22 protein-coding genes are annotated in these 22178 nt (G+C 50.9%); 21 read left to right on the forward strand and 1 reads right to left on the reverse strand.

What is annotated here, in order from left to right:
- The first annotated feature begins 116 nt into the window (after nucleotides 1–116).
- The 7 genes from veg to ACE41H_RS19835 all read left to right on the forward strand — a co-directional run bounded on the left by veg (nucleotide 117) and on the right by ACE41H_RS19835 (nucleotide 5970).
- Nucleotides 117–386, forward strand: coding sequence for a biofilm formation stimulator Veg (veg, locus tag ACE41H_RS19805; RefSeq protein WP_375357287.1), 270 nt, complete (start codon nucleotides 117–119; stop codon nucleotides 384–386).
- 160 nt (nucleotides 387–546) lie between these two features.
- Complete coding sequence (locus ACE41H_RS19810) at nucleotides 547–732, forward strand: small, acid-soluble spore protein, alpha/beta type (protein WP_375357288.1); 186 nt, start codon at nucleotides 547–549, stop codon at nucleotides 730–732.
- A gap of 142 nt (nucleotides 733–874) precedes the next feature.
- Entirely contained in the window at nucleotides 875–1729 is an 855-nt protein-coding gene (gene ispE, locus ACE41H_RS19815) for a 4-(cytidine 5'-diphospho)-2-C-methyl-D-erythritol kinase (RefSeq protein WP_375357289.1), read from the forward strand.
- 189 nt (nucleotides 1730–1918) lie between these two features.
- The gene (gene purR, locus ACE41H_RS19820) at nucleotides 1919–2743 is read left to right on the forward strand and encodes a pur operon repressor (protein ID WP_375357290.1); all 825 of its coding nucleotides are present in this window, start codon (nucleotides 1919–1921) and stop codon (nucleotides 2741–2743) included.
- A gap of 167 nt (nucleotides 2744–2910) precedes the next feature.
- Nucleotides 2911–3195 carry a septation regulator SpoVG gene (spoVG, locus tag ACE41H_RS19825; protein WP_305756792.1) on the forward strand — a complete coding sequence of 95 codons (285 nt, stop codon included), beginning with the start codon at nucleotides 2911–2913 and terminating at the stop codon, nucleotides 3193–3195.
- Nucleotides 3196–3506: 311 nt separating this feature from the next.
- Nucleotides 3507–4904, forward strand: coding sequence for a bifunctional UDP-N-acetylglucosamine diphosphorylase/glucosamine-1-phosphate N-acetyltransferase GlmU (gene glmU, locus ACE41H_RS19830; protein ID WP_375357291.1), 1398 nt, complete (start codon nucleotides 3507–3509; stop codon nucleotides 4902–4904).
- Nucleotides 4905–5016: 112 nt separating this feature from the next.
- Nucleotides 5017–5970, forward strand: a complete 954-nt coding sequence (locus ACE41H_RS19835; RefSeq protein ID WP_355325854.1) for a ribose-phosphate diphosphokinase — start codon at nucleotides 5017–5019, stop codon at nucleotides 5968–5970.
- A gap of 78 nt (nucleotides 5971–6048) precedes the next feature.
- Here ACE41H_RS19835 and ACE41H_RS19840 read toward each other — a convergent pair whose 3' ends face one another.
- A complete protein-coding gene (locus ACE41H_RS19840; protein WP_375357292.1) occupies nucleotides 6049–6252 on the reverse strand; it encodes a hypothetical protein in 204 nt (67 codons plus the stop codon).
- 107 nt (nucleotides 6253–6359) lie between these two features.
- Here ACE41H_RS19840 and pth point away from each other — a divergent pair, with 107 nt between their 5' ends.
- From pth to spoIIE, 14 genes are all read left to right on the forward strand, one after another.
- Nucleotides 6360–6920 (forward strand): aminoacyl-tRNA hydrolase, encoded by a 561-nt coding sequence (pth, locus tag ACE41H_RS19845; protein WP_375357293.1) that lies wholly within the window; start codon nucleotides 6360–6362, stop codon nucleotides 6918–6920.
- A gap of 94 nt (nucleotides 6921–7014) precedes the next feature.
- Complete coding sequence (fin, locus tag ACE41H_RS19850) at nucleotides 7015–7245, forward strand: anti-sigma-F factor Fin (protein ID WP_375357294.1); 231 nt, start codon at nucleotides 7015–7017, stop codon at nucleotides 7243–7245.
- A 120-nt stretch (nucleotides 7246–7365) separates the two neighbouring features.
- Entirely contained in the window at nucleotides 7366–10890 is a 3525-nt protein-coding gene (gene mfd, locus ACE41H_RS19855) for a transcription-repair coupling factor (protein ID WP_375357295.1), read from the forward strand.
- Nucleotides 10877–12028: a peptidylprolyl isomerase gene (locus ACE41H_RS19860; RefSeq protein ID WP_375357296.1), complete on the forward strand. Its 1152-nt coding sequence runs from the start codon at nucleotides 10877–10879 to the stop codon at nucleotides 12026–12028. The genes mfd and ACE41H_RS19860 overlap by 14 nt, the downstream gene beginning before the upstream one ends.
- Nucleotides 12029–12471: 443 nt before the next feature.
- Complete coding sequence (spoVT, locus tag ACE41H_RS19865; RefSeq protein ID WP_375357297.1) at nucleotides 12472–13014, forward strand: stage V sporulation protein T; 543 nt, start codon at nucleotides 12472–12474, stop codon at nucleotides 13012–13014.
- Nucleotides 13015–13192: 178 nt separating this feature from the next.
- Entirely contained in the window at nucleotides 13193–14929 is a 1737-nt protein-coding gene (locus tag ACE41H_RS19870; RefSeq protein ID WP_375357327.1) for a putative polysaccharide biosynthesis protein, read from the forward strand.
- Between the two features lie 104 nt (nucleotides 14930–15033).
- Nucleotides 15034–16533 carry a bifunctional methyltransferase/pyrophosphohydrolase YabN gene (gene yabN / locus ACE41H_RS19875; RefSeq protein ID WP_375357298.1) on the forward strand — a complete coding sequence of 500 codons (1500 nt, stop codon included), beginning with the start codon at nucleotides 15034–15036 and terminating at the stop codon, nucleotides 16531–16533.
- Between the two features lie 208 nt (nucleotides 16534–16741).
- Complete coding sequence (locus tag ACE41H_RS19880) at nucleotides 16742–17014, forward strand: HU family DNA-binding protein (protein WP_375357299.1); 273 nt, start codon at nucleotides 16742–16744, stop codon at nucleotides 17012–17014.
- Nucleotides 17014–17292, forward strand: coding sequence for an RNA-binding S4 domain-containing protein (locus ACE41H_RS19885; RefSeq protein ID WP_375357300.1), 279 nt, complete (start codon nucleotides 17014–17016; stop codon nucleotides 17290–17292). The genes ACE41H_RS19880 and ACE41H_RS19885 overlap by 1 nt, the downstream gene beginning before the upstream one ends.
- A 149-nt stretch (nucleotides 17293–17441) precedes the next feature.
- Nucleotides 17442–17726 carry a sporulation protein YabP gene (gene yabP, locus ACE41H_RS19890; protein WP_375357301.1) on the forward strand — a complete coding sequence of 95 codons (285 nt, stop codon included), beginning with the start codon at nucleotides 17442–17444 and terminating at the stop codon, nucleotides 17724–17726.
- Nucleotides 17723–18301: a spore cortex biosynthesis protein YabQ gene (gene yabQ, locus ACE41H_RS19895; protein WP_375357302.1), complete on the forward strand. Its 579-nt coding sequence runs from the start codon at nucleotides 17723–17725 to the stop codon at nucleotides 18299–18301. Before yabP ends, yabQ begins: the two co-directional genes overlap by 4 nt.
- A 3-nt stretch (nucleotides 18302–18304) precedes the next feature.
- Nucleotides 18305–18637, forward strand: coding sequence for an FtsB family cell division protein (locus ACE41H_RS19900; protein WP_375357303.1), 333 nt, complete (start codon nucleotides 18305–18307; stop codon nucleotides 18635–18637).
- A 122-nt stretch (nucleotides 18638–18759) separates the two neighbouring features.
- Complete coding sequence (locus ACE41H_RS19905; RefSeq protein WP_375357304.1) at nucleotides 18760–19251, forward strand: S1 domain-containing RNA-binding protein; 492 nt, start codon at nucleotides 18760–18762, stop codon at nucleotides 19249–19251.
- Between the two features lie 381 nt (nucleotides 19252–19632).
- Nucleotides 19633–22134: a stage II sporulation protein E gene (spoIIE, locus tag ACE41H_RS19910; RefSeq protein ID WP_375357305.1), complete on the forward strand. Its 2502-nt coding sequence runs from the start codon at nucleotides 19633–19635 to the stop codon at nucleotides 22132–22134.
- Nucleotides 22135–22178 lie beyond the last annotated feature (44 nt).

Here is a 22178-nt window from a genome sequence, read left to right on the forward strand (position 1 = left end):
TTTTCATGAAAAATTAAATTGACAACACAATTTGTCTGCTGCTATAATATTTCCTTCGATTTGACAATGTCCACCAAATCCATTATAATGGGTCAGGAAAGAGGTGGTCGTTAACAATGGCTAAAAATTCGCTATTGGATATCAAACGCAGTCTCGATGCACATGTAGGGCAAAAGATTTTGCTGAAGGCTAACGGCGGTCGACGCAAGACCGTTGAACGAACTGGTGTATTGGAAGAAACGTACCCTTCTGTTTTTATTGTAAAGCTTGACCAGGAGCAGCAAAGCTGTAAGCGTGTTTCTTACAGTTATGCGGACATCCTTACAGAATCCGTGGAAGTTACTGTTTATGATGCCGATGGACCGATGGTTGTCGAGTATCACTAATGTAGCGCTCCATATATGCTTAATTTCACACGCAAGCGGCGCGGCTCATGGCTTCGCCGTTTTTTGCTGCTTGTATGCTCAGGATAGGATACCGCACCAGGGCACATACTATGGACGGGAATATTCATCCTGTTTCCATTTGCAAGGAGGCGGTTTACGAATGAGCCGAAGAAGAAGAGGAGTCATGTCAGAGGAGCTGAAGTACGAGCTCGCCAAGGATTTGGGGTTTTACGATACCGTGCGTGAGGAAGGCTGGGGCGGTATTAAGGCCAAGGATGCGGGCAACATGGTGAAAAGAGCGATCCAGCTTGCAGAACAAGCAGCTTCACGCAATCCGCGGCAGTAACAGAGCAGCATGCTCCTGAAGCGGGGGGATTTGGCAGGTTGCCGGATTCCTCCGCTTTTTACCTGTTTCTATGCTTGACACGCTCGGTTTGATATAATATGTTAAATTGTCTTGAGCGAAAGGGTAAGGATGGGTGAACTCCTTGAGAATATACGAGAAGGCTCCGGCTAAAATAAATTTAATGCTTGATGTGCTGCAAAAACGCCCCGACGGATACCATGAGGTGGAAATGATCATGACCATGGTCGATCTTGCGGACAGGCTGGAAATGTCCGAGCTGCCGCGCGACACCATTATCATATCAAGCCAGGCCGGTTACATACCGCTGGATGAGAAGAACCTGGCCTTTCAGGCTGCGAGGCTGATTAAAGACCGCTATAACGTAAATAAAGGTGTCTATATTCATCTTGATAAAAAGATTCCCGTTGCCGCAGGCCTTGCAGGAGGCAGCAGCGATGCTGCCGCAACACTGCGCGGCCTGAACCGTTTATGGAAGCTCGACATTTCCGATGAAGAGCTGTGTGAGCTTGGCGCCGAGTTGGGGTCGGATGTGCCCTTCTGCGTAACCGGAGGTACGGCGCTTGCGACAGGCCGTGGAGAAGTGCTGACCCCGCTGCCTAATCCGCCGCAATGCTGGGTTGTACTGGCAAAGCCTCCGATCAACGTATCCACGGCAGATGTCTACGGAAGAATAAGGGCTGACAAAATACCGCATCATCCGTCTGCGAAAAGAATGGAACAGGCCATACGCGGAAACTCGTTTACGGATGTCTGCAGAGAGCTCGGCAATGTCCTTGAGGATGTGACCTTGAAGCTGTATCCGGAAGTGCAGCGGCTAAAGGAGTCCATGGTACGGCTCGGAGCGGACGGTGTGCTGATGTCGGGCAGCGGCCCTACTGTATTCGGTCTGGTCTCGAAGGAGGCAAAAATTCCGCGCATTTACAACGGGCTGCGTGGTTTCTGCAAGGAAGTGTATGCAGTACGGCTTTTAACATAAGAAAAAAAACTAAGTGGATTTGTAGGTTTTCTTAGGATTACCTTGTGTATATACGTACAAAAATGGTATATTTTATTGTGAATATTCGGTTTTTGAACAATCGGTATCGTAACAGCCGAGAATTTCGGGACAACTCGTTGGACACGCCAGACGAACAAGTACGGATGTAACAGATCGCGAGGAATTGCTGTGAAAAAATTAAAACGAAGCGCACGCCTGATTGAGATGACTCAATTTTTACTGGCCAGGCCGCATACACTTGTGCCTCTTACTTATTTCGCTGACCGTTATGGGGCAGCCAAGTCATCCATCAGCGAGGATTTGGCCATTATCAAGGAAGTATTCGAAGAAGACGGAACCGGAGAGCTGCAGACGCTGGCCGGAGCGGCCGGAGGGGTAAAGCTGATTCCCAGACTGTCCAGGGAGCACGCGCTGGCATTTACCAAATCGCTTTGCAAGCAACTGGAGCAGCCTGACCGGATTTTGCCGGGCGGGTATTTATACATGTCCGATTTGCTCGGGCAGCCTGCCACGATGAATGAAGCGGGGAAAATTTTTGCTACCGTCTTTGCGGATCGTGCCATTGATGTGGTTATGACGGTGGAAACGAAAGGGATTCCCTTAGCTTACGCAACAGCCGCACAGTTGAACCTCCCTGTTGTTCTTGTACGCCGCGACCATCAGGTGACAGAGGGCTCGGCTGTGAGCATTAACTATGTATCGGGGTCACAGAAGAGCCTTCATACGATGTCGCTTTCGAGAAGAGCACTCCCGGAGAAGTCAAAGGTTCTGATCGTGGATGATTTCATGAAAGCGGGAGGAACCATTCAGGGCATGGTCGATTTGCTGGTGGAGTTTAATGCTACGGTATCAGGAGTAGGGGTGCTTGTAGAATCAGGCGAGGTCGATACAGAGGAAAGACTTTTGCATGATTATGTATCGCTTGCGAATTTAACAGCGGTCGACTCCAAAAGCAAGCAGATTAAAGTAAAGCTTGGGAACTACTTCGGCTGACAATATGTTGACATATTTGAAAAAAACCGCATGAATCCAATAAAAATTTAGTGTATTGAAAAAATTACCTTAATTCAGGATACAAATTGTACAAAAAAAGAAGGATTTTGATTTGTTGTGTGGAATTATACACCAAGTCCTCAATGGAAAAAGGTGGTGATACACACATGCAAATTACGGATGTCAGACTCCGCCGAGTAAACTCCGAAGGAAGAATGAAGGCGATAGCCTCCATTACCATTGATAATGAGTTTGTCGTACACGACATACGGGTTATCGACGGGAATAATGGAATGTTCGTAGCGATGCCAAGCAAACGGACCCCGGATGGAGAGTTCCGCGACATTGCTCATCCGATTTCTTCAGGTACACGTGAGAAAATTCAGGATGCCGTGCTCGCTGAGTACGAACGGGCTGCCGTCGAAGAAGAAGTGATTGAAGAAGGCGCTTAAGGTTAACTTGGGACGCGATTGGGGTTTTAAAGAAAAGAGAGCCACTAACTGTGGCTCTCTTTTCTTTTTCCCTAGAATAAGATATATTCTTAATGGAGTTGTAAACTCCATTGCAAATTTCAATAATGCCGCAAGGCAGTGACGACATAAGTTGCCGCTGGCATCGAGCACGATGAGGGCGGCAAAGACAGCAATCCGGCACATCAATGCGGATTCTTATTTAGCAGGAGGTCCAGCACAAAGCTGGTCTGAAAACCAGGCGACGCTGAACAAGAGATGCCGGTTGTTTTCAGAATAGGAGGGTAATTCTTTTGAAAAGGTTGGCAGTGATTCTTGCCGCAGGGCAGGGAAAACGTATGAAATCCAAACTTTATAAGGTGCTGCATCCGGTATGCGGCAAACCGATGGTTGGACATGTCAGCGACACCATTCGTCAAGTGGGTGTATCCCGCAGCATTGCTGTTGTAGGCCACGGGGCGGAAGCTGTTCAGGCTTATTTGGGCAATGCGGCTGAGTATGTTTTGCAAACGGAGCAGCTGGGAACCGGTCATGCGGTAAAAATGGCAAAGGAATTGCTCGCCCAGGAGAACGGGACAACGATCGTCATTTGCGGAGACACGCCGCTTGTGACGACAGAAACGCTGGAAAGCCTGATCCGCTTGCATGAGGAGCGCGGCGCGGCAGCCACGATTTTGACCGCACACCTTGATCAGCCTCAAGGGTACGGCCGGGTAATCCGGGATGCGTCGGGCTCGGTAACCAAAATTGTGGAGCAGAAGGACTGCACTCCCGCAGAGGAGCGCGTTCAGGAGATTAATACAGGAACCTACTGCTTTGACAATGCCAAGCTGTTCAGCGCCTTGGAGCAAATCACCAACCAAAATGCACAGCAGGAATACTATCTGACGGATGTCATCGGCATCATGCGTGGTGATGGAGATGGTATCGAAGCTTATATGACGAATGATCCTGCTGAATCCATTGGTGTCAATGACCGGATTGCCCTCTCTGAAGCAGAGCGCTTAATGAGGGAACGTATCGTACGCCGTCATATGCTGAACGGAGTGACCGTGATTGATCCGTCATCGACATATATCGACAGCGATGTCATCATCGGTTCAGATACTGTCCTTTTTCCCGGTACCGTTTTATCAGGCAGCACCAAGATTGCCGAGGACTGCAAAATTGGACCAAATGCAGAGTTGACGGACACCATCGTTCATAGCGGAGCGGAGATCAAATATTCCGTTCTGTCAGAGGCTGAAGTTGGTATGAACACCTCTGTAGGCCCATTTGCCTACTTGCGCCCGGGAACAAAACTTGGAAACGACGTAAAAATCGGTGATTTTGTGGAAGTGAAAAACGCCACGATTGACGACAATTCTAAAGTTTCCCATTTGAGCTATATCGGCGATGCCAGAGTGGGTAAACATGTGAATATAGGGTGTGGAGCAATAACGGTCAATTATGATGGTTATAATAAATCCATTACCGAAATCGAAGACAATGCGTTCGTAGGCAGCAATGTAAACCTCGTTGCTCCTGTCAAAATCGGCCAGGGCGCGTACGTCGTTGCTGGTTCAACCATTACGAAAGACGTTCCTGAAAATGATATGGCCATTGCCAGACCCCGTCAGGAGAACAAGACGGACTATGCCGATAAAATCAGGGCACGGGCGAAAGCGAAGAAAGACGGGCTGAACGGTTAGCAGGCACCGTATTCATCTTATTTATATTATTTACCCGGATTTCCCGGATATGCCGTCCACGAAGCGGTAATAAGGTTCCCATGGGACGAACCAGCACGGAGGGTTTCTATTAATGACTTATTGTGATTCCAAACTCAAGATTTTCACCTGTAACTCCAATCCGAAATTAGCCCACCAGATTGCGGACTATATCGGAATCCCTATGGGGGAATCCCATACGACGTCCTTCAGCGACGGTGAAATTCAGGTTAAATTGTCAGAGAGTGTGCGGGGCTGTCACGTATACATTATTCAGTCCACTTGCCTTCCGGTGAACGACAATCTGATGGAGCTTCTGGTTATGGTGGATGCGCTCAAGCGGGCATCCGCCAAAAGCATAAACGTAGTCATACCGTACTACGGATACGCGCGGCAGGACCGTAAAGCCCGTAGCCGCGACCCGATTACCGCCAAACTGGTGGCGAATCTGATCGAGACGGCGGGCGCCCACCGGGTCATTACAATGGATCTGCATGCTATGCAAATTCAAGGCTTTTTTGATATTCCGGTGGATCATCTGTTGGGTGTTCCGATTCTGGCTCAGTATTTCCGTTCCAAGCAGATCGAGAATCCCGTTATCGTGTCTCCTGACCACGGTGGTGTGGTGCGTGCGCGGAAGCTGGCGGATTTCCTGAATGCCCCTCTGGCGATTATCGATAAGCGTCGTCCGGAGCCGAACGTCAGCGAAGTTATGAACATCATCGGTAACATTGAGGGCAAAACAGCAATCATTATTGACGACATTATCGATACGGCAGGAACCATCGTGCTGGGGGCCAATGCCTTGAAGGAAGGCGGCGTGAAGGAAGTATACGCATGCTGTACGCATCCGGTATTGTCCGGACCAGCCATGGAGCGTCTGGAGAATGCACCGTTGAAAGAAGTCGTTGTTACCGATACGATTCCTATTGTACATCCTAATCCTACAAGCAAACTGAAAGTGCTGTCCGTAGCACCTTTGATGGGTGAGGCTATTATTCGCGTCCATGAAGAACTGTCGATCAGCAAGCTGTTTGAAATAGAATAACCTGCCGGCAAAGACATAAAGGGGTTACCTTTTCCATCGTGGAAAAAGTAACCCCTGTCGGCATGTCCGGTCTTTTCCTCAATATCCCGGACACGACACAAAGGTGAAGCGCAGCCGATTGTACAAGGTATTGTCAATTTCGACGAAATGCTCATTAAAACGGGCGACAAGCCCGATACCGACGTGCGCACCGGTCTGATCGTACACCTGTACAGGAACGGTCTGTTTTAAGTGGTACAGAAAGTGGCTGTCGTAAACTAGTACATCCCCCTGATCACGCATAGATCGGTTTCACCTTCCTCATTTCAGAACAGCGCAATAGCAAGGGACTTTTATTTTTACAATTATTTTAACAAAAAAATGAAAATTGCACAGCGAGGTGAACCGCGATGAAATGGATTGTTGGTCTCGGCAACCCGGGTCCCCAATATGAGAAAACGAGACATAACGTCGGTTTTATGGCTCTCGATCAGTTGGCCGCACGGCACGGGATTGCCATAAATCAGAGCAAATGCAGGGCTTTGATCGGTGAAGGCGTTATTGGCGGTGTGAAAACGGTGCTGATCAAACCCATGACCTATATGAATTTATCGGGTGAATCGGTACGCGCCTATATGGATTATTATAAAGCCGACTTAAACGATTTAATCGTCGTATATGATGATTTGGATACCGAGGTCGGGAAAATCCGGCTCCGCTACCAGGGCAGCGCCGGCGGCCACAACGGGATCAAATCAATTATTCAGCATACAGGAACCCAGCAATTTAACCGGATTCGCATGGGCATATCGAGACCGGAGCCCGGATACGCCATCGTGGACTATGTGCTGGGTGTTTTCCCGAAAATGGAGAAGGAAGCCCTGGAGAGCATGATCAGCGAAACGTGTGACGCCTTGGAGTACAGTCTGGACAATACGTTTGAAAGAACGATGGCCAAGTTTAATAAATAAAGGACAACTCCCGGAAGAATTTCCCTGAACAGGGCTAAATACAGCCTGACGGGGACATACTGAGAGGAATAGACCACTTTCGGGAGGCATATAGATGGCAGTAAATTATGTATGCAGGCATTGTCGGACCTTCATTGGCCGGATCGAGTCGGATCATATCAGTGAGGAAAAGCTCGGTTTTCATTTCTTGACCCCCGACGAACGGCGGGATATAATAGCCTATAATTCAGGCGGAGAGATTACGGTTCGGGTTACCTGCGACTACTGCACGGAGGCGCTGAAGTCCCATCCGGAGCTTAGCTTGCTGGCAAATCCGCTACAGTAATATAGGCTGTTAGTACTATATCATTGGCCTTTCGGAGCCTTGGCACGTTGCTGAGGCTTCTTTTGCAGTTTACACATAGAATGGTTTTTGAAATCAAGAAAAGCAAAAGGGGTGCCTTTTTTGTTACAAGCACTTATTCAGGAATTTTCCAAGGATGCCGATCTCGGTTCGATCACGGCGGGAATCGCATCGGGTATGAAGGAGCAGCTGATCTCCGGCTTGTCCGGTTCGGCGCGCCAAGTATTGATGGCTGCGGTAGTAGAGCAAACGCAGCGGCCCCTTCTGGTGTTAACACATAATATGTTTGCAGCGCAGAAGATCGCGGATGATTTACAGGAAGCGCTTTCTTCTGATCAGGTGCTGCTCTACCCTGCCAATGAGCTGGTCGCGGCAGAAGCAGCGGTATCCAGCCCTGAAACGGTGTCACAGCGTATCGAGGTGCTGGTCAAATGCGCACAGGGCTTTCGCGGTATCGTCATAACGCCTTTTTCGGGTGTGCGCCGTTACTTGCCCGATCCCCAGGTTTTTGTTAACGGCCAAATCCATCTGGAGACAGGGAAAACGATTGAGATAGAGCCGTTTCTGCTGCGTATGATTGAACTGGGCTATCAGCGGGTGGAGCGGGTTGAGTCCAGGGGGGAATTGAGCGTACGGGGCGGCATTATCGACTTCTACCCGATGACGACGGACCTGGCTTACCGTGTGGAGCTGTTTGATGACGAAATTGATTCGATCCGTACCTTTGATCCTGCGGACCAGCGTTCGGTGGAGAAAATAAAAGAGATTACGGTAACCCCGTGCAGAGAGCAGATTGCTGACAACAGCCGTATGGATAAGGCGGCCGACGCAGCGGCCCAGCTGCTGGAGGAGCAGATTGCGAAAACGACGGACCGGCAGGCGAAACTGCGGCTGAAGGAAGAAATTCAGCGTGAGCTCGAAATGCTGCGTGAGCATGTCTATTTTGATGAAATCTATAAATATATCGGACTTTTATATCCTGAATGCACAACGCTTATGAATTACATGGCCGAGGATACGATCCTGGTCATCGACGAGCCTGCACGTATGCTGGAGACAGCCAAGCAGCTTGAACGGGATGAGTCGGAGTGGAATCTGCATCTTCTGCAGAACGGAAAGACACTGCCCCAGCTTGTGCTATCGGCTGATTCGGAGAAAATTTTGTACCAGCGTTCTTTCCAGACGCTGTTTATGTCCCTATTCCTGCGTCAGGTTCCTCATACCCAGCCGCAAAATATTCTAAACTTCATCAGCAGGGGAATGCAGGATTTTCACGGTCAAATGAATGTGCTGAAATCGGAGATGGAAAGATGGACCAAAGCGGGAACAAGGGTCATTATGCTGGCGGGCGGGGAGGAGCGGCTTGACCGCATGCGAAGAGTTTTGCAGGACTATGATATCCCTGAGCCGACGATGATGATCGGCGGCCTGCAGAGCGGTTTTGAGCTGCCATCCATTCATCTTGCCGTCATTACCGAAGGGGAAATGTTCTCGCAGAAGCAGCGCAGAACCCGCAAGCAGGGACGGCAAATGGACAATGCCGAACGGATCAAGAGCTATACGGAGCTTAAAGTCGGCGACTATGTCGTACACCAGAATCATGGAATCGGCAAATACATGGGGATTGGCACGCTGGAAGTGGCGGGAATCCACAAAGATTATATGCATATTTTGTATGCGGGCGGTGACAAGCTGTCCGTACCGATCGAACAAATTGATCTGATTCAGAAATATGTAGGCTCGGAAGAGAAGGAGCCGAAAATTTACAAGCTGGGCGGCAATGAATGGACGAGGGTGAAGAACAAGGTCCGCAGCTCGGTGCAGGATATTGCCGATGATTTGATCAAGCTCTATGCCCAGCGCCAGTCTGCGCCTGGATACAAATTTGAGAAGGATACACCTGAGCAGCAGGAATTCGAAGCCATGTTTCCTTATGAGGAAACGAGGGACCAGATTCGTGCCATTGAAGAAATCAAGAAGGACATGGAAATGGGTCGTCCCATGGACCGTCTGCTATGTGGAGACGTAGGCTATGGGAAAACGGAGGTAGCTATCCGGGCGGCATTTAAAGCGGCGATTGAAGGCAAGCAGGTGGCTGTGCTCGTTCCGACCACCATATTGGCGCAGCAGCATTATGAGACGTTCCGCGAGCGGTTTTCGGGATATCCGTTCAACATTCAGGTGTTAAGCCGTTTCCGCTCGCGCAAGGAGCAAAATGAAACCACAAAAGGACTCAAGCAGGGAACGGTTGATATCGTCATCGGTACCCATCGTCTGCTGTCGCAGGACCTGGTGTTCAAGGATATCGGACTGCTGATTGTAGATGAAGAGCAGCGCTTTGGTGTAACCCATAAGGAAAAGCTGAAAAGGCTGAAATCGAATGTGGATGTGCTAACCCTGACAGCCACCCCGATTCCGCGTACCCTGCATATGTCCATGCTGGGCGTCCGTGATCTGTCCGTCATCGAGACACCGCCGGAAAATCGTTTTCCTGTGCAGACCTATGTCGTGGAACACAGCCAGTCTCTCGTCAGAGAGGCTATAGAGCGCGAAATGGCACGCGGAGGACAGGTATATTATTTATATAACCGGGTCCAGGGCATTCAGGAAATGGCGGCCGAAATCAACGCGCTTGTCCCTGATGCGAAGGTGGGAATCGGGCACGGACAGATGACGGAATCCGAGCTGGAAAAGACGATCCTTGATTTTCTGGACGGTGAATACGATGTGCTCGTGAGCACCAGCATTATTGAGACCGGCGTGGATATTCCGAACGTGAACACACTGATCGTCCATGACGCGGATAAGATGGGGCTTTCTCAGTTGTACCAGCTGCGGGGAAGAGTGGGGCGTTCCAATCGTATTGCCTACGCTTATTTTACTTATCAGCGGGATAAGGTATTGACCGAGGTGGCGGAGAAGCGTCTGCAGTCCATCAAGGAGTTTACGGAGCTGGGCTCCGGCTTCAAGATCGCAATGCGCGATTTGTCCATCCGCGGTGCAGGCAACCTGTTGGGCGCTGAGCAGCACGGGTTTATTGCGTCTGTTGGCTTTGACCTGTATTCGCAAATGCTGGCCGAGGAGATCAACAAGCGGAAAATCACGATGTTTGGTGAGGGAACCGTTCCTGCAGAGCATTGGAAAACGTCCATCGATATTCATTTTGACGCCTATCTTCCTGCGGATTACATTTATGACAGCATCCAGAAAATAGAAATTTATAAAAAAGTGGCGGTAATCGCCTCTTTTGAAGAAGCTGCGGAGCTTGAGGAAGAACTTATTGACCGGTTTGGCGACCTGCCGGAGGCGGTGCGCAATCTGATGGCTGTGGCCCGGATGAAAGTGTATGGCAAAATGTATGGAATCGAATCGATCACGAAACGCAAGGAGGAAGTCATCCTCCGCTTTTACGAAGGCCGGCAGCAGGCGGTGCAAACTTCCAAACTGGCGCAGGTTGGCAATCGGTTTGAAAGACGTGTACAATTTGAACAAGGGACGCCAATAACAGCTCGTATCCAGGGCCGGGGTCTCAAGGATGCTCAGCTTGTGGAATTGCTTGAGCAATTTCTGGAAGCATTGAAGGATGCTTTTAAATCGAAGGAGGAACTTCAGGATGTTGCCAAATAAAGCCGGATCTTGGAAGACGCTGCTGCTGAGCCTGGCGGTGGTGCTGACTGTATCTCTGCTCGCGGCATGCGGCAAGAACGGCGAACAGTCCGCCGATGAGAAGCCAAAGGATACCAGCAAGGTGGTGGCTACTTATAAGGGCGGAGAAATTACGGAGAATGAATTCAACCGAGAGATCGGCATGATGAAGCTGCTGTATCCCAACTACGCGCAAATGCTGGACACGGCAGATGTCAGAGAAACCATTGTGAAGCAGGAAATCGCATATGAGTATCTGGCTGGGCAAGCTGAAGACGCTGCCAAGACAGCCGGTGCAAAAAGCGGACAGGAACAATTTGACCAGTTCAAGAGCTCGGTGGGGGCTGACCAATTTAAAACGATGCTGGATCAGCAAAAGCTGACGGAAAATGATGTGAAGAATTACTTGACCAACATCATGACCGTTACGGAAAATGAAAAGGCGAAAGTGACGGACGAGCAGTCGAAAGCCGAATTCGAGAAAAACAAGGATCAGTTTACAACGGCTACCGTCCGCCATGTCCTGATTAACTTTACAGATCCGAAAACCAATAAAGAACGGACCAAGGAAGCAACCCTGAAGCTGGCCAAGGATGTGGAAGCCAAGCTGAAGAACGGGGCGGACTTTGCCGAGATTGCGAAGAAATATTCGGAGGACCCGGGTTCTGCCTCGGAGGGCGGGCTGTATAAGGATACCCCTGTCGGTCAATGGGTTGATGCGTTTAAAGAGGCCGCCAAGACACAGCCGATCAATGAAATTGGCAATCCGGTCGAAACCGAGTACGGATATCATATCATTAAAGTGGAATCCCGTACGATAGCTGATTATGCGAAGCTGACAGCCGAGCAGAAAGACAGCCTGATGAGTTCCATTGTCTCCAACAATGTTACGAATTTCATGACGAAAGATCTGGATGCCCTGATTACCAAAATTGATCTTCCGGCTGTACCTGCCGCTGAGACGGGCAAGGATGGCACCAAAGAAGGCACAACTTCCCCGGAAGCGCCTGCAGCGGACAATAAAGGAGCAGCAGATACGGGTACGGATTCATCGACCGGACCGGCAGATCAGAAATCAGGCAACTCGGAAGGCAGCACCGGCACTGCAGACGGCAAATAAAATCAGGAACCAGGGAAAAGATGCTGAAATCAGCGTCTTTTTTTCTGTATTATAAAAATTGTATATTATCATATTTTATGGTTAATTATATTATCGAAGGAAAAATTTCTGCAAATATTATGTCCTATCCACTGCGCTGTCCCAGAATCTCCCCGGCTTATGAATAAGAAAATGGGAGGCGATGAATACTATGGTCAGAAATCACAACAATGGTCTTGAGCAACACGTCCTTTTCCTCCGTAGGAGGCCGGAACCATAATTCTCAGCGGCGTTTATGGTAAAATGATACTCGCCGTTTTACGGTATATGGATGAAGCGGATCCCTTCATTGACGCTGATATGCATAGGCCGGCTGGCGCTTTAACGGGCTTCAGAAAGGATGTTATGGCCGCAGAATCAGTAGTTTTAACAAATCTTCCAGAGAAAGTGGGGCAACTTGTGAAATGAAAGCTACTGGTATTGTTCGCCGCATTGACGATCTTGGTCGCGTGGTTATCCCTAAGGAAATTCGTCGTACATTACGAATCCGTGAGGGAGATCCGTTGGAGATTTTTGTGGACCGGGATGGCGAAGTCATCTTGAAGAAATATTCACCGATCGGAGAATTGGGCGACTTTGCGAAGGAGTATGCAGAATCTTTGTATGAGGGGACAGGCCATATAACGTTGATTTCTGACCGCGATACCTTCATTGCGGTGGCTGGGGGCTCCAAAAAGGATTATCTCGAAAAATCGATCGGTTCGATTATTGAGAGCTGCATGGATAACCGTAAAACGGTCCTGGAAACCAACAGCGGAAGTTATGAAATTACCAAAGATCATGCCGAAAAGATCTCATCCTTTGTCGCAGCGCCGATTATTTCGGGAGGAGACCCGATTGGTGCCGTTGTCCTCTTCAATAAGGATGATCAGGTAACCATGTCTGAAATGGAAACGAAAATGTCGGAAACCGCTGCAGCTTTCCTTGGAAAGCAGATGGAACAGTAAGAAGTAAAATCGCGCTCCCGGAGTGTCTGCAAGGTGCTAAAAGCACGCGGACGCACGGGAGTTTTGTTTGCCGCAGGGGAACGGGTATAGTAAGATAATCAATAATTATCGGACGGCTCGGTAGCAAAAGGATGCTTTTCGGGTTGGCACAATGGATGATGGGAATCGGGTGGTTATCATAAAAGACAGGGATACGGCGGGCAGACTGCTGAAGGGCGCATTGATTTTAAGCGCGGCGGCAGTTATTACGAAGCTGATCGGCACATTGCAGAAAATCCCGATGCAGAACATTGGGGGGGACGGTGTATTCGGGATATATAACACCGTTTACCCTTTTTATACCATACTTATTACCATTGCGGCAGCAGGCTTCCCCGCAGCGATCTCCAAATTTGTGGCAGAGTATGAGACGGCAGGGGACAGGGAGACAGGCCGACGGGTCATCAAGCTGTCCTCGCTGCTGCTTGGGTGCTTCGGCTTGCTAATCGGCCTGCTTACCTACACAGGAGCTCCGCTGTTGGGGAGACTCATTGACAATGCGCATGTTGTTCCGTCCATCCGGGCTGCTGCTGCCGCCTTCCTGTTTGTTCCCGTGATGTCGGCGCTGCGCGGGTATTTTCAGGGGCTGCAAGATATGGTGCCGACCGCCGTTTCCCAGGTGACAGAGCAAATGGTCAGGGTAGCGGTGATGATCGTGCTGCTGTTATTTATGGTCAGGCAGGGATGGGGGCCTGAATGGATTGCAGCGGGAGCCATTCTCGGCTCGGCGGCAGGAGGAGCGGCCGGTCTAGGCGTGATGCTGCTTTACTGGAAAGCACATATCAGGAGGCCTGGTCGATTAGCTGCGGATGTTCATCAGACGGCGGCTTCTGGAGGGGAACCTGCCGTAACGTTGGCAGAAAAGGCTGCCGCACGGGTAGAAATTACGGTCGGTTTAGCCGAATCCGAATACGGGGAACGTTCACGCCCGGCGGGCAACCGGGAGCTCACCGCTGCACTGTTTCGTTATGCGCTCCCGGTATGCCTTGGCGCTCTGGCGGTGCCCTTGATCAATCTGGTCGATTCCTTTACCGTTCCCCGCCTTTTAAAACGGGAAGGCTTGGATGAGGCTGGGGTTATGGTCTTGTTCGGCGTATACAACCGTGGTCTGCCGCTCGTGCAGCTGGTCATGATGTTTGCAACCACGCTGTCGGCGCTCTTTATTCCTTCGCTGGCAGAAGCGAAGCTCAGAGGGGAACACGAACTGATCCGGAAGCAATGTGAGCTGTCGCTGCGCTGGTTCTGGCTGCTCGGGCTGGCGTCTGCGGCTGGGCTTGCCGTACTGGCCGAGCCCATTAATATTATGCTTTACACCGACAACAGCGGCAGTATGGTGATGAGCTGGATGGCGCTGACCGCAGCCGGTGGCTCAGTCAGCATTATCTCAGCGGCGCTCCTGCAGGGGCTGGGCGCCGTGCGCGCACCGGCGGCGCACATGCTTGCCGCCGCGGCGGCGAAGGCGGCGCTCAACTGGCTGCTCGTGCCCTCGCTTGGCACGACCGGCGCCGCCATCGCGGGCGCCGCCGCCTACCTGCTGGCGGCTGCGCTCAATATCGCGCTGCTCGCCCGCCTGGCGGGGCTGCGCCTGACCTGGAGCGCCGCCGTGCTGAAGCCGGCGCTCGCCCTCGCCGCCATGGCTGTGGCGGCGGCGGGCACGGCCTGGGGCGCCGGCGCTGTGCTCGGCGCCCTGGGGGCCGCGGACGGCGGGCGTACATCCGCGGCGGCGGCCAGCCTGCTCGGCGTGCTCGCAGGCGCCGCCGTGTTCATGCTCGCCGCCGTATGGCTGCGGCTGCTCACAGAGGCGGAACTGGCCGCCCTGCCGAAGCTCGGGCCGCCGCTGGTGCAGCTGCTGCGCAAAGTGCGGCTGTTGGGCTAATGGACTGCCGAAGCAGCGCCGGATTCGTGTAAATAGTTCCGATATGTTATAGTAGAGCCGATGATCAGGCGGCAGATTACATGCCGCGAAACGGAGGGTTTAGGATGAGCGCATCCCTGACAGTGGTCGGTCTCGGTTCGGGAGATCTGGACCAGCTTACAGTCGGTATTTTAAATAAACTGCGGAAGGCGGATACGCTGTATTTGCGCACAAAGCAGCACCCGGTACTGGCTGCTCTTGAGGAGTACGGCGTGCAGGCTGAATCCTTTGATGAAATCTACGAGGCCAAGGATTCCTTTCCGGAAGTGTATCAGGAGATTGCCGCCCGTCTGGTGGGTATGGCTGCGGCTGGACAACCGGAGCAGGAGATTGTCTATGCTGTGCCCGGACACCCGATGGTGGCTGAAGCTACCGTGGGGCTGCTCAAGCAGCAATGCGGTGAGCAAGGCATCTCTTTGAGCATCCTGGGCGGGGAAAGCTTTCTGGATGAGGCGTTCGTCAGGCTCGGCTTTGATCCCATTGAAGGCTTTCAGCTGCTGGATGCCGGTAACCTGAAGCCGGACTGGCTGCAGCCGCAGCTTCACACCCTGATCGGACAGGTCTATGACAGTTTTACTGCCTCGGACGTGAAGCTCTGCCTGATGGAGCGTTATCCCGATGATTACGAGGTCATTGTGGGCCACGCGCTGGGCGTAGCGGGAGAAGAAGCCATACATAAGGTGCCGCTGTACGAGCTGGATCGTGTTAAAGGCTACGGCAATCTCTCCCTGGTGTACGTACCACGGAGCTTGGACGAGCGGCTGCGCAGGCATTCGTTTGACCGTCTGCATGAGATTGTGGCGATTCTGCGCAGCCCCGAGGGCTGTCCGTGGGATCGTGAACAGACGCATCAGTCCATTCGTAAAAACTTGATCGAAGAGACCTACGAGGTGCTTGAAACGATTGATGATGACGATCCGGACCACATGAAGGAAGAGCTGGGCGATTTGCTCCTGCAAATCCTGCTCCATGCCCAGATGGAGGAGGAACTCGGCACATTCACGGTCTATGATATCCTGGCAGGATTGAATGACAAGCTTATTTTCCGGCATCCACATGTCTTTGGGGATCAGCAGGCGGGGGACGCGGAAGCTGCCCTGCAAAATTGGGAGCAAATGAAGGCGGAGGAGAAGCGGCTTAAGGGGATTGAGACTGCGCAGCAATCGGCGCTGGACGGTGTTCCGCGTGATCTGCCGGCGCTCATGAAGGCGTACAAGCTGCAGAAGAAAGCGGCCAAAACGGGCTTTGACTGGGACAGCATCGATGGGGTGTTTGACAAAATCCGTGAGGAGCTGGAAGAGCTGCAGGAGGCGGTACGGGAAGAGCAGTCCCCTGAGAATCAGGCTTTGGAGCTGGGAGATCTGCTGTTTGCGTCCGTCAATGCGGCCCGTTTCATCGGGGCTGATCCTGAAGAAGCGCTGACGATGACCAACCGCAAATTTGCGAAACGGTTCCGTTACATTGAAGACCGCCTGCGGGAGCAGGGGCGGGGGTTGCAGGACAGCACGGTTGATGAAATGGAGTTGTACTGGCAGGAGGCCAAGAAGGCTCTGGGGAACGGCTGAAAAAATATTTTCTCTATCACATGTTTGGGGATATTTGCAGCGGTCCATGCTGTAGATAAGAGAAATGGGCTGCTTTTACCCGCAAATTGCAAAAAAAGTATGGTGTTTAGCAGGATTTTCTTTGGCCAGCAAGAATACAAGATTAATGCTTTTGAAGCATGTCTCTTGTGCAAACCTTATTTTTTGAATTCTAGGAGGCTTTTAATTTATGAACAAGACAGATCTGATCAACAACATTTCCAGCAAGAGCGGTCTGAGCAAGCGCGACGTGGAGAACGTACTGAATGGCTTTATCGGTGAAATCACCGATGCTCTGGCTAGCGGAGACAAGGTTCAACTGATCGGCTTTGGCACTTTCGAAACACGCAAGCGCTCCAGCCGTACAGGACGTAACCCGCAAACAGGCAACACCATTGAAATTCCTGAATCCACAGTGCCTGCGTTCAAAGCTGGCAACAAGCTTAAAGAAGCCGTTAATTAATGCGTCTAGATAAATTTCTGAAAGTATCACGGCTGATTAAGCGGCGTACGGTGGCCAAGGATGTTTCCGGGCAGGGAAGAGTCGTAGTCAATGGCCGTGAAGCCAAACCTAGCAGTGCAGTTAAAGTGGGCGATGAGATTACCGTTCAGTTTGGTCAGAAGCTGGTAACGGTCCGGGTCGAGAAGCTTGCGGATACGACACGGAAAGATGAGTCTGCAGGCATGTATACCCTGATTAAGGAAGAGCCGATTCCCAAGGACAACGGCCTTGGGTGGTAGCCCTGCATCCTCAACCGATGACTCCAAGAAGGAGCATTTCTTCATTCCGGTGAAGGAATGCTTTTTTGCATAATTGGGCCGGCGTAATAAAACAGTTCTATTTTGTACCCTGCTTCATAAGCTATCTAACAGAAGGAGGGGTACATGCCATGACGGACTATGGGAAGCCGAAACAGCATGATCTGCGGATGCAAAATCGGAAACAGCTCGACCTTACCGGGGTTTTAAACGTAGAAAGCTTCGACAGTGAAGAGTTTCTGCTGCAAACCGAGCTCGGTCATCTGACGATCCGCGGACAGAACCTGCATATCAAAAATCTTAATCTGGAAGAGGGACTGCTCTCTATTGAAGGGTTGATCAGCTCTCTTGCTTATCTGGATCCCGGATCACAGACCAAAAACGGCAAAGGTCTTTTGGGCAAGCTGTTTAAATGAGCCCCCACAGCCAGTGGCTTACACTGATGTACATGCTGTTCTCCGGAGCGGCCATGGGGGCGGTGTTTGACAGTTACCGGGTGCTGTCTTACCGTTTGCGGTTAACCCGCTGGTCCATTCATCTCATTGATCTGCTGTACTGGGTGCTTTCGGCTGTGTTCATTTTCCGTATGCTGTATGCCAGCAATCACGGTGAATTGCGGTTTTATGTATTTTTGGGGCTGATTTTAGGAGCATTGCTCTATTTTTGGACTCTAAGTGCTATAGTACAGCTAATTGTGGTAAAGTTAATAGAGATTGTTCGCAAGCTTACAGCTATTGTTTATCATATATTCAGAGTTTTGGTTTTTCTGCCGCTGTTCGGGCTTTACCGATTCATTTTAGCCTGCATGGTTGGAATCGGAACGCTCCTATTATATTTGGGGAAAATGGTCCTCATTCTGCTAAGGCCCTTCGGCCGGTTGCTTCTGTGGATGTTAAGGCCGATTGCTTCCCGTTGGAAAACACCCGCCTGGTTTATCCGTGCAGGCAGGTTTGTCAAAGGAATTATAGATCGTTGGTTCGTTAGGAGGTAAATCATGCGCTACTCGTCTGCAAATCACTCATCGGTCTCTTCATCGTCTAATCCGCAAGTCGGCGGGCGGAGACGGGTCATGATTTGGCTGATTGTCGTGCTGCTGTTCTCAATCTGGGCGATTATCACTTTTTTCACTCAGGCCGTCAGCATGGCGGAACAGAATAAAGTGCTTGCCCAGAAGGAGAAGGAACGGCAAGCGGCTGATGCATCCCACAAGCAGCTTCAATATGAAGTCAACCGCCTGCAGGACCCTGAATACATCGGTGAGATGGCCCGCAGCAAATACGGTCTCTACCTGCCTGAAGAAACGCCTATTATCAGCGGTGATGAATAAGCGGAATAAGGCATTTGCTTAGTTGACCTTATTTGCGCCTTTCTGTATAATCAAATCACCACAGCGGGATTTTTTTGCGAAAAATCGGGTTGTATATTTTTAAGGGAGGATCATTTTATTCTATGGCAATTGAAGTGGGCACCAAGTTAGAGGGCAAAGTGACAGGCATCACGCATTTTGGAGCATTTGTGGATTTGTCTGGAGGTGTCACGGGTCTCGTTCACATCTCGGAAATCGCCGATAATTACGTTAAAGATGTTAACGACCACCTGAAGATCAATGATGTTGTTACGGTTAAGGTCATTAATGTCGACAAGGACGGCAAGATCGGTCTTTCGATTAAGCAGGCTGTAGACAAACCGGCTTCGGAGGCTCCGGCACCGAGAGGTCCACGGCCGGATCGTGGTGGAGATCGGTTTGGCAGCGGAGGTTCCAGTCAAGGACGTGGCGGGTTTAACCGTGATCGTGGAGGCAGACCATTTAAGCCTGCAGCAAGTAAACCTTCATTTGAGGATAAAATGTCACGCTTCCTGAAAGATAGTGAGGAACGCATTTCTTCACTGAAGAAGAATACGGAAGGCAAACGCGGCGGTAGAGGTGCCAAACGCGTCTAACCACTTAATGACCTTCTGTAGCTAGGTGTCCCGATGAATATATAGCGAAGAACCGCAGCGCCGAAAGGCGGCTGCGGTTTTTTTGTCGTGCTGGCAAAACCGTCCGACAACTTCCAACTCATTTCCAGTAAACATGGGGCCAATCGCTAGCATGAATAGTTTAAGAGAGTCAGAGGAAGGAGGCCACCGTTTTGTTTTGGCAAGGGCCCTGGAGCGATGAAATGCGGCGCTGGCAATGCTTCGCCATGCTTTCCTCCTTGTTTCGCGGACCCTGCTTTTTTGTCGGAATATTTTTATTTGCGGCTGCGGGGTTCTGACAAACTTTCCCGGAAAGGCAGGGTAAGATAGGAAGCATCAAATTGATGAATGGGGTGCCTGACAATGAGTAAGTGGAATGTCGTACAATTTCCTGGAACCAAATCGGACAAGCGTAAAGCCGGCCATCGCGCAAGCTGGCTGAACAGATTATCAGAACGCATACAATCCAATAAAGCGGTTCAGGCAGTGTACGCACAAAGATGGATTCTCATGTTCTCTGCAATGGGATTTCTTCTCGGCAGAGCCACCATTTTGAATGAACTGGCTCCTTTTGCCGCCGCTTATTTTGCCGTCATATCATTTTTACGCCGGGATCTAATGCTCCCTGTCGCGGCTTCCGTGCTGCTTGGCAGTTTATTTGCTCCTTATCCTGCTTTTTTTGTCATTGGAGGCGAGCTGCTGCTCTTTTTCCTGGTTCATCGGGGGCTCAATGTATATGGCAAGCTTGATCTGTCCTTTACTCCAATTATGGTTTTTATCTCCGTGTTTATGGTGAACTTGTTCCGTGTCGTGATAGGCCCGTCTTTTACCTGGTACTCTGTGATGATGATGACTACCGACGCTGTGCTAAGCTTTATGCTTACCCTGGTGTTCATTCAGGCGATTCCGCTGCTTACGCATTCGAAGCGGACAGGCCAGCTCAAGAATGAAGAGATTCTGTGTCTTATCATCCTGCTTGCCTCGATGATGACTGGAGCGGTAGGATGGAGCCTTCAGGGCCTGTCGGTGGATCATATTCTTTCCCGTTATTTGATTCTCGTTTTTGCGTTGGTAGGAGGAGCGCCGCTTGGGGCGTCTGTTGGTGTCATTACAGGGCTTATTCTGAGCCTTGCCGACATGGGTGCCGTAATGCAGATGAGTCTGCTCGGTTTTTCCGGGTTGCTGGCCGGTATGCTGCGCGACGGCCGCAAGCCTGCGGTGGCGCTGGGAATGCTGCTTGGCTCCTCCATACTCTCCATTTACATGGATGGCAGCGGGGATGTCATGCGCTCAACCTGGGAAAGCAGTGCCGCGATCCTTCTATTTCTGCTGACCCCCAAAAGCCTGTATCTTCGCATTGGAAGGTACATTCCCGGAACGCAGGAGCATGCCCGTTCCCAGCATGAATATGCGAAGCGAATCCGGGACCTTACAGCCGAACGTGTCAGTCAGTTCTCAGAGGTATTCCGACAGCTGGCGCGCAGCTTTCAGCAGGTATCAACCAGAGCGGGGGCCACCGGGGACGGGGAGATGGGGCATTTTATGAACGCGGTGGCCGAAAGCACCTGTGCCTCCTGCTTCAAGAGAGAGCAGTGCTGGGATAAAAAGTTTATGCAAACCTATCAATATATGACTGAAATGATGAGCTCCATCGAAGAGAAACCTGACATCCAACCGCAGGAAATACCTGCACATTGGAGCAGGACCTGTGCCAAGACGGATGCGGTGCTGAATGTCATGAAACAGCAGTACGGACTGCATCAGCATAATATACAGTGGAAGCGTCAGATATATGACAGCCGGCTGCTGGTTGCAGAACAGCTGTCGGGTGTCTCCCAGGTGATGGACGACCTGGCGAGGGAAATCAAACGGGAGAACCGCGCCATGCACCGGCAGGAGGACCAGATTCGTGAAGCGCTCGAGCAGCTCGGACTGTCCATTTGCGGTATTGAAATTGTCAGTCTTGATGCCGGGCAAGTAGAAATTGAGATTATTCACGCTTATACGAAGGGATATGATGAATGCCGAAAAATTATAGCACCTCTGCTTTCAGATATTTTGGATGAGCATATTACCGTTCTGCACGAAGCGCCCGCCCATTCAAAACAGGGGCTTACGACGGTAACGTTCGGCTCGGCCAAAACGTACGAAGTAAGTACGGGAGTATCTTATACTGCCAAAGAAGGGGATCTGCTGTCGGGGGACAGCTTCAGTACGGTTGAGCTTGGCAACGGTAGCTTTGCCGTATCGCTCAGCGATGGCATGGGCAACGGGGAGCGGGCCCGGCAGGAGAGCAGTGCTGCGCTGAATATATTGGAGCAACTGCTTCAGTCCGGAATGGATGAGCGGCTTGCGATCAAATCCGTCAATTCCGTGCTGATGCTGCGTTCGCCGGAAGAGATGTATGCCACCGTGGATATGGCCTTAATAGATCAGTATTCCGCGAAAACTACATTTATGAAAATAGGCTCTACTCCAAGCTTCATCAAGCGGGGGAAAGAGGTGATACCGATATCCGCCAGCAATCTTCCGATCGGCATTATTCAGGACATTGATGTTGATTTAATTACGGTTCAACTGCAGGCGGGAGATATTCTGATTATGATGACGGATGGCGTGTATGATGCCCCTGGTTATGCTGTAAATAAAGAGCTGTGGATGAAGCGGCTGATTCTGGAACTGGAGGATGATACCCCGCAGGAAATGGCCGATGCCTTGCTGGACAAGGTGCTTCGGGAGCAGCAGCATCAAGTACACGACGATATGACCGTGGTGGTCAGCCAGGTCCATCATTTCCTGCCGGAATGGTCAACCCTTCATATGCCTGGCCTGCAGCGAATGGAAAGACCACGGACAGTAAGCTGACCCACACCGTCATATTGTCCATTACCCGGGAAATGGTGATCAGC

Origin of the sequence: Paenibacillus enshidis (assembly GCF_042136365.1) — a bacterium.
In the GTDB taxonomy this organism is placed as follows: domain Bacteria; phylum Bacillota; class Bacilli; order Paenibacillales; family Paenibacillaceae; genus Paenibacillus; species Paenibacillus enshidis.

What these genes read in the sequence shown, in the direction of transcription:
- veg (WP_375357287.1), top strand. Translation starts at nt 117, where the DNA reads ATGGCTAAAAATTCGCTATTGGATATCAAACGCAGTCTCGATGCACAT.
- ACE41H_RS19810 (WP_375357288.1), top strand. Translation starts at nt 547, where the DNA reads ATGAGCCGAAGAAGAAGAGGAGTCATGTCAGAGGAGCTGAAGTACGAG.
- spoVG (WP_305756792.1), top strand. Translation starts at nt 2,911, where the DNA reads ATGCAAATTACGGATGTCAGACTCCGCCGAGTAAACTCCGAAGGAAGA.
- ACE41H_RS19835 (WP_355325854.1), top strand. Translation starts at nt 5,017, where the DNA reads ATGACTTATTGTGATTCCAAACTCAAGATTTTCACCTGTAACTCCAAT.
- ACE41H_RS19840 (WP_375357292.1), bottom strand. Translation starts at nt 6,252, where the DNA reads ATGCGTGATCAGGGGGATGTACTAGTTTACGACAGCCACTTTCTGTAC.
- pth (WP_375357293.1), top strand. Translation starts at nt 6,360, where the DNA reads ATGAAATGGATTGTTGGTCTCGGCAACCCGGGTCCCCAATATGAGAAA.
- fin (WP_375357294.1), top strand. Translation starts at nt 7,015, where the DNA reads ATGGCAGTAAATTATGTATGCAGGCATTGTCGGACCTTCATTGGCCGG.
- ACE41H_RS19860 (WP_375357296.1), top strand. Translation starts at nt 10,877, where the DNA reads ATGTTGCCAAATAAAGCCGGATCTTGGAAGACGCTGCTGCTGAGCCTG.
- spoVT (WP_375357297.1), top strand. Translation starts at nt 12,472, where the DNA reads ATGAAAGCTACTGGTATTGTTCGCCGCATTGACGATCTTGGTCGCGTG.
- yabN (WP_375357298.1), top strand. Translation starts at nt 15,034, where the DNA reads ATGAGCGCATCCCTGACAGTGGTCGGTCTCGGTTCGGGAGATCTGGAC.
- ACE41H_RS19880 (WP_375357299.1), top strand. Translation starts at nt 16,742, where the DNA reads ATGAACAAGACAGATCTGATCAACAACATTTCCAGCAAGAGCGGTCTG.
- ACE41H_RS19885 (WP_375357300.1), top strand. Translation starts at nt 17,014, where the DNA reads ATGCGTCTAGATAAATTTCTGAAAGTATCACGGCTGATTAAGCGGCGT.
- yabP (WP_375357301.1), top strand. Translation starts at nt 17,442, where the DNA reads ATGACGGACTATGGGAAGCCGAAACAGCATGATCTGCGGATGCAAAAT.
- yabQ (WP_375357302.1), top strand. Translation starts at nt 17,723, where the DNA reads ATGAGCCCCCACAGCCAGTGGCTTACACTGATGTACATGCTGTTCTCC.
- ACE41H_RS19900 (WP_375357303.1), top strand. Translation starts at nt 18,305, where the DNA reads ATGCGCTACTCGTCTGCAAATCACTCATCGGTCTCTTCATCGTCTAAT.
- ACE41H_RS19905 (WP_375357304.1), top strand. Translation starts at nt 18,760, where the DNA reads ATGGCAATTGAAGTGGGCACCAAGTTAGAGGGCAAAGTGACAGGCATC.
- spoIIE (WP_375357305.1), top strand. Translation starts at nt 19,633, where the DNA reads ATGAGTAAGTGGAATGTCGTACAATTTCCTGGAACCAAATCGGACAAG.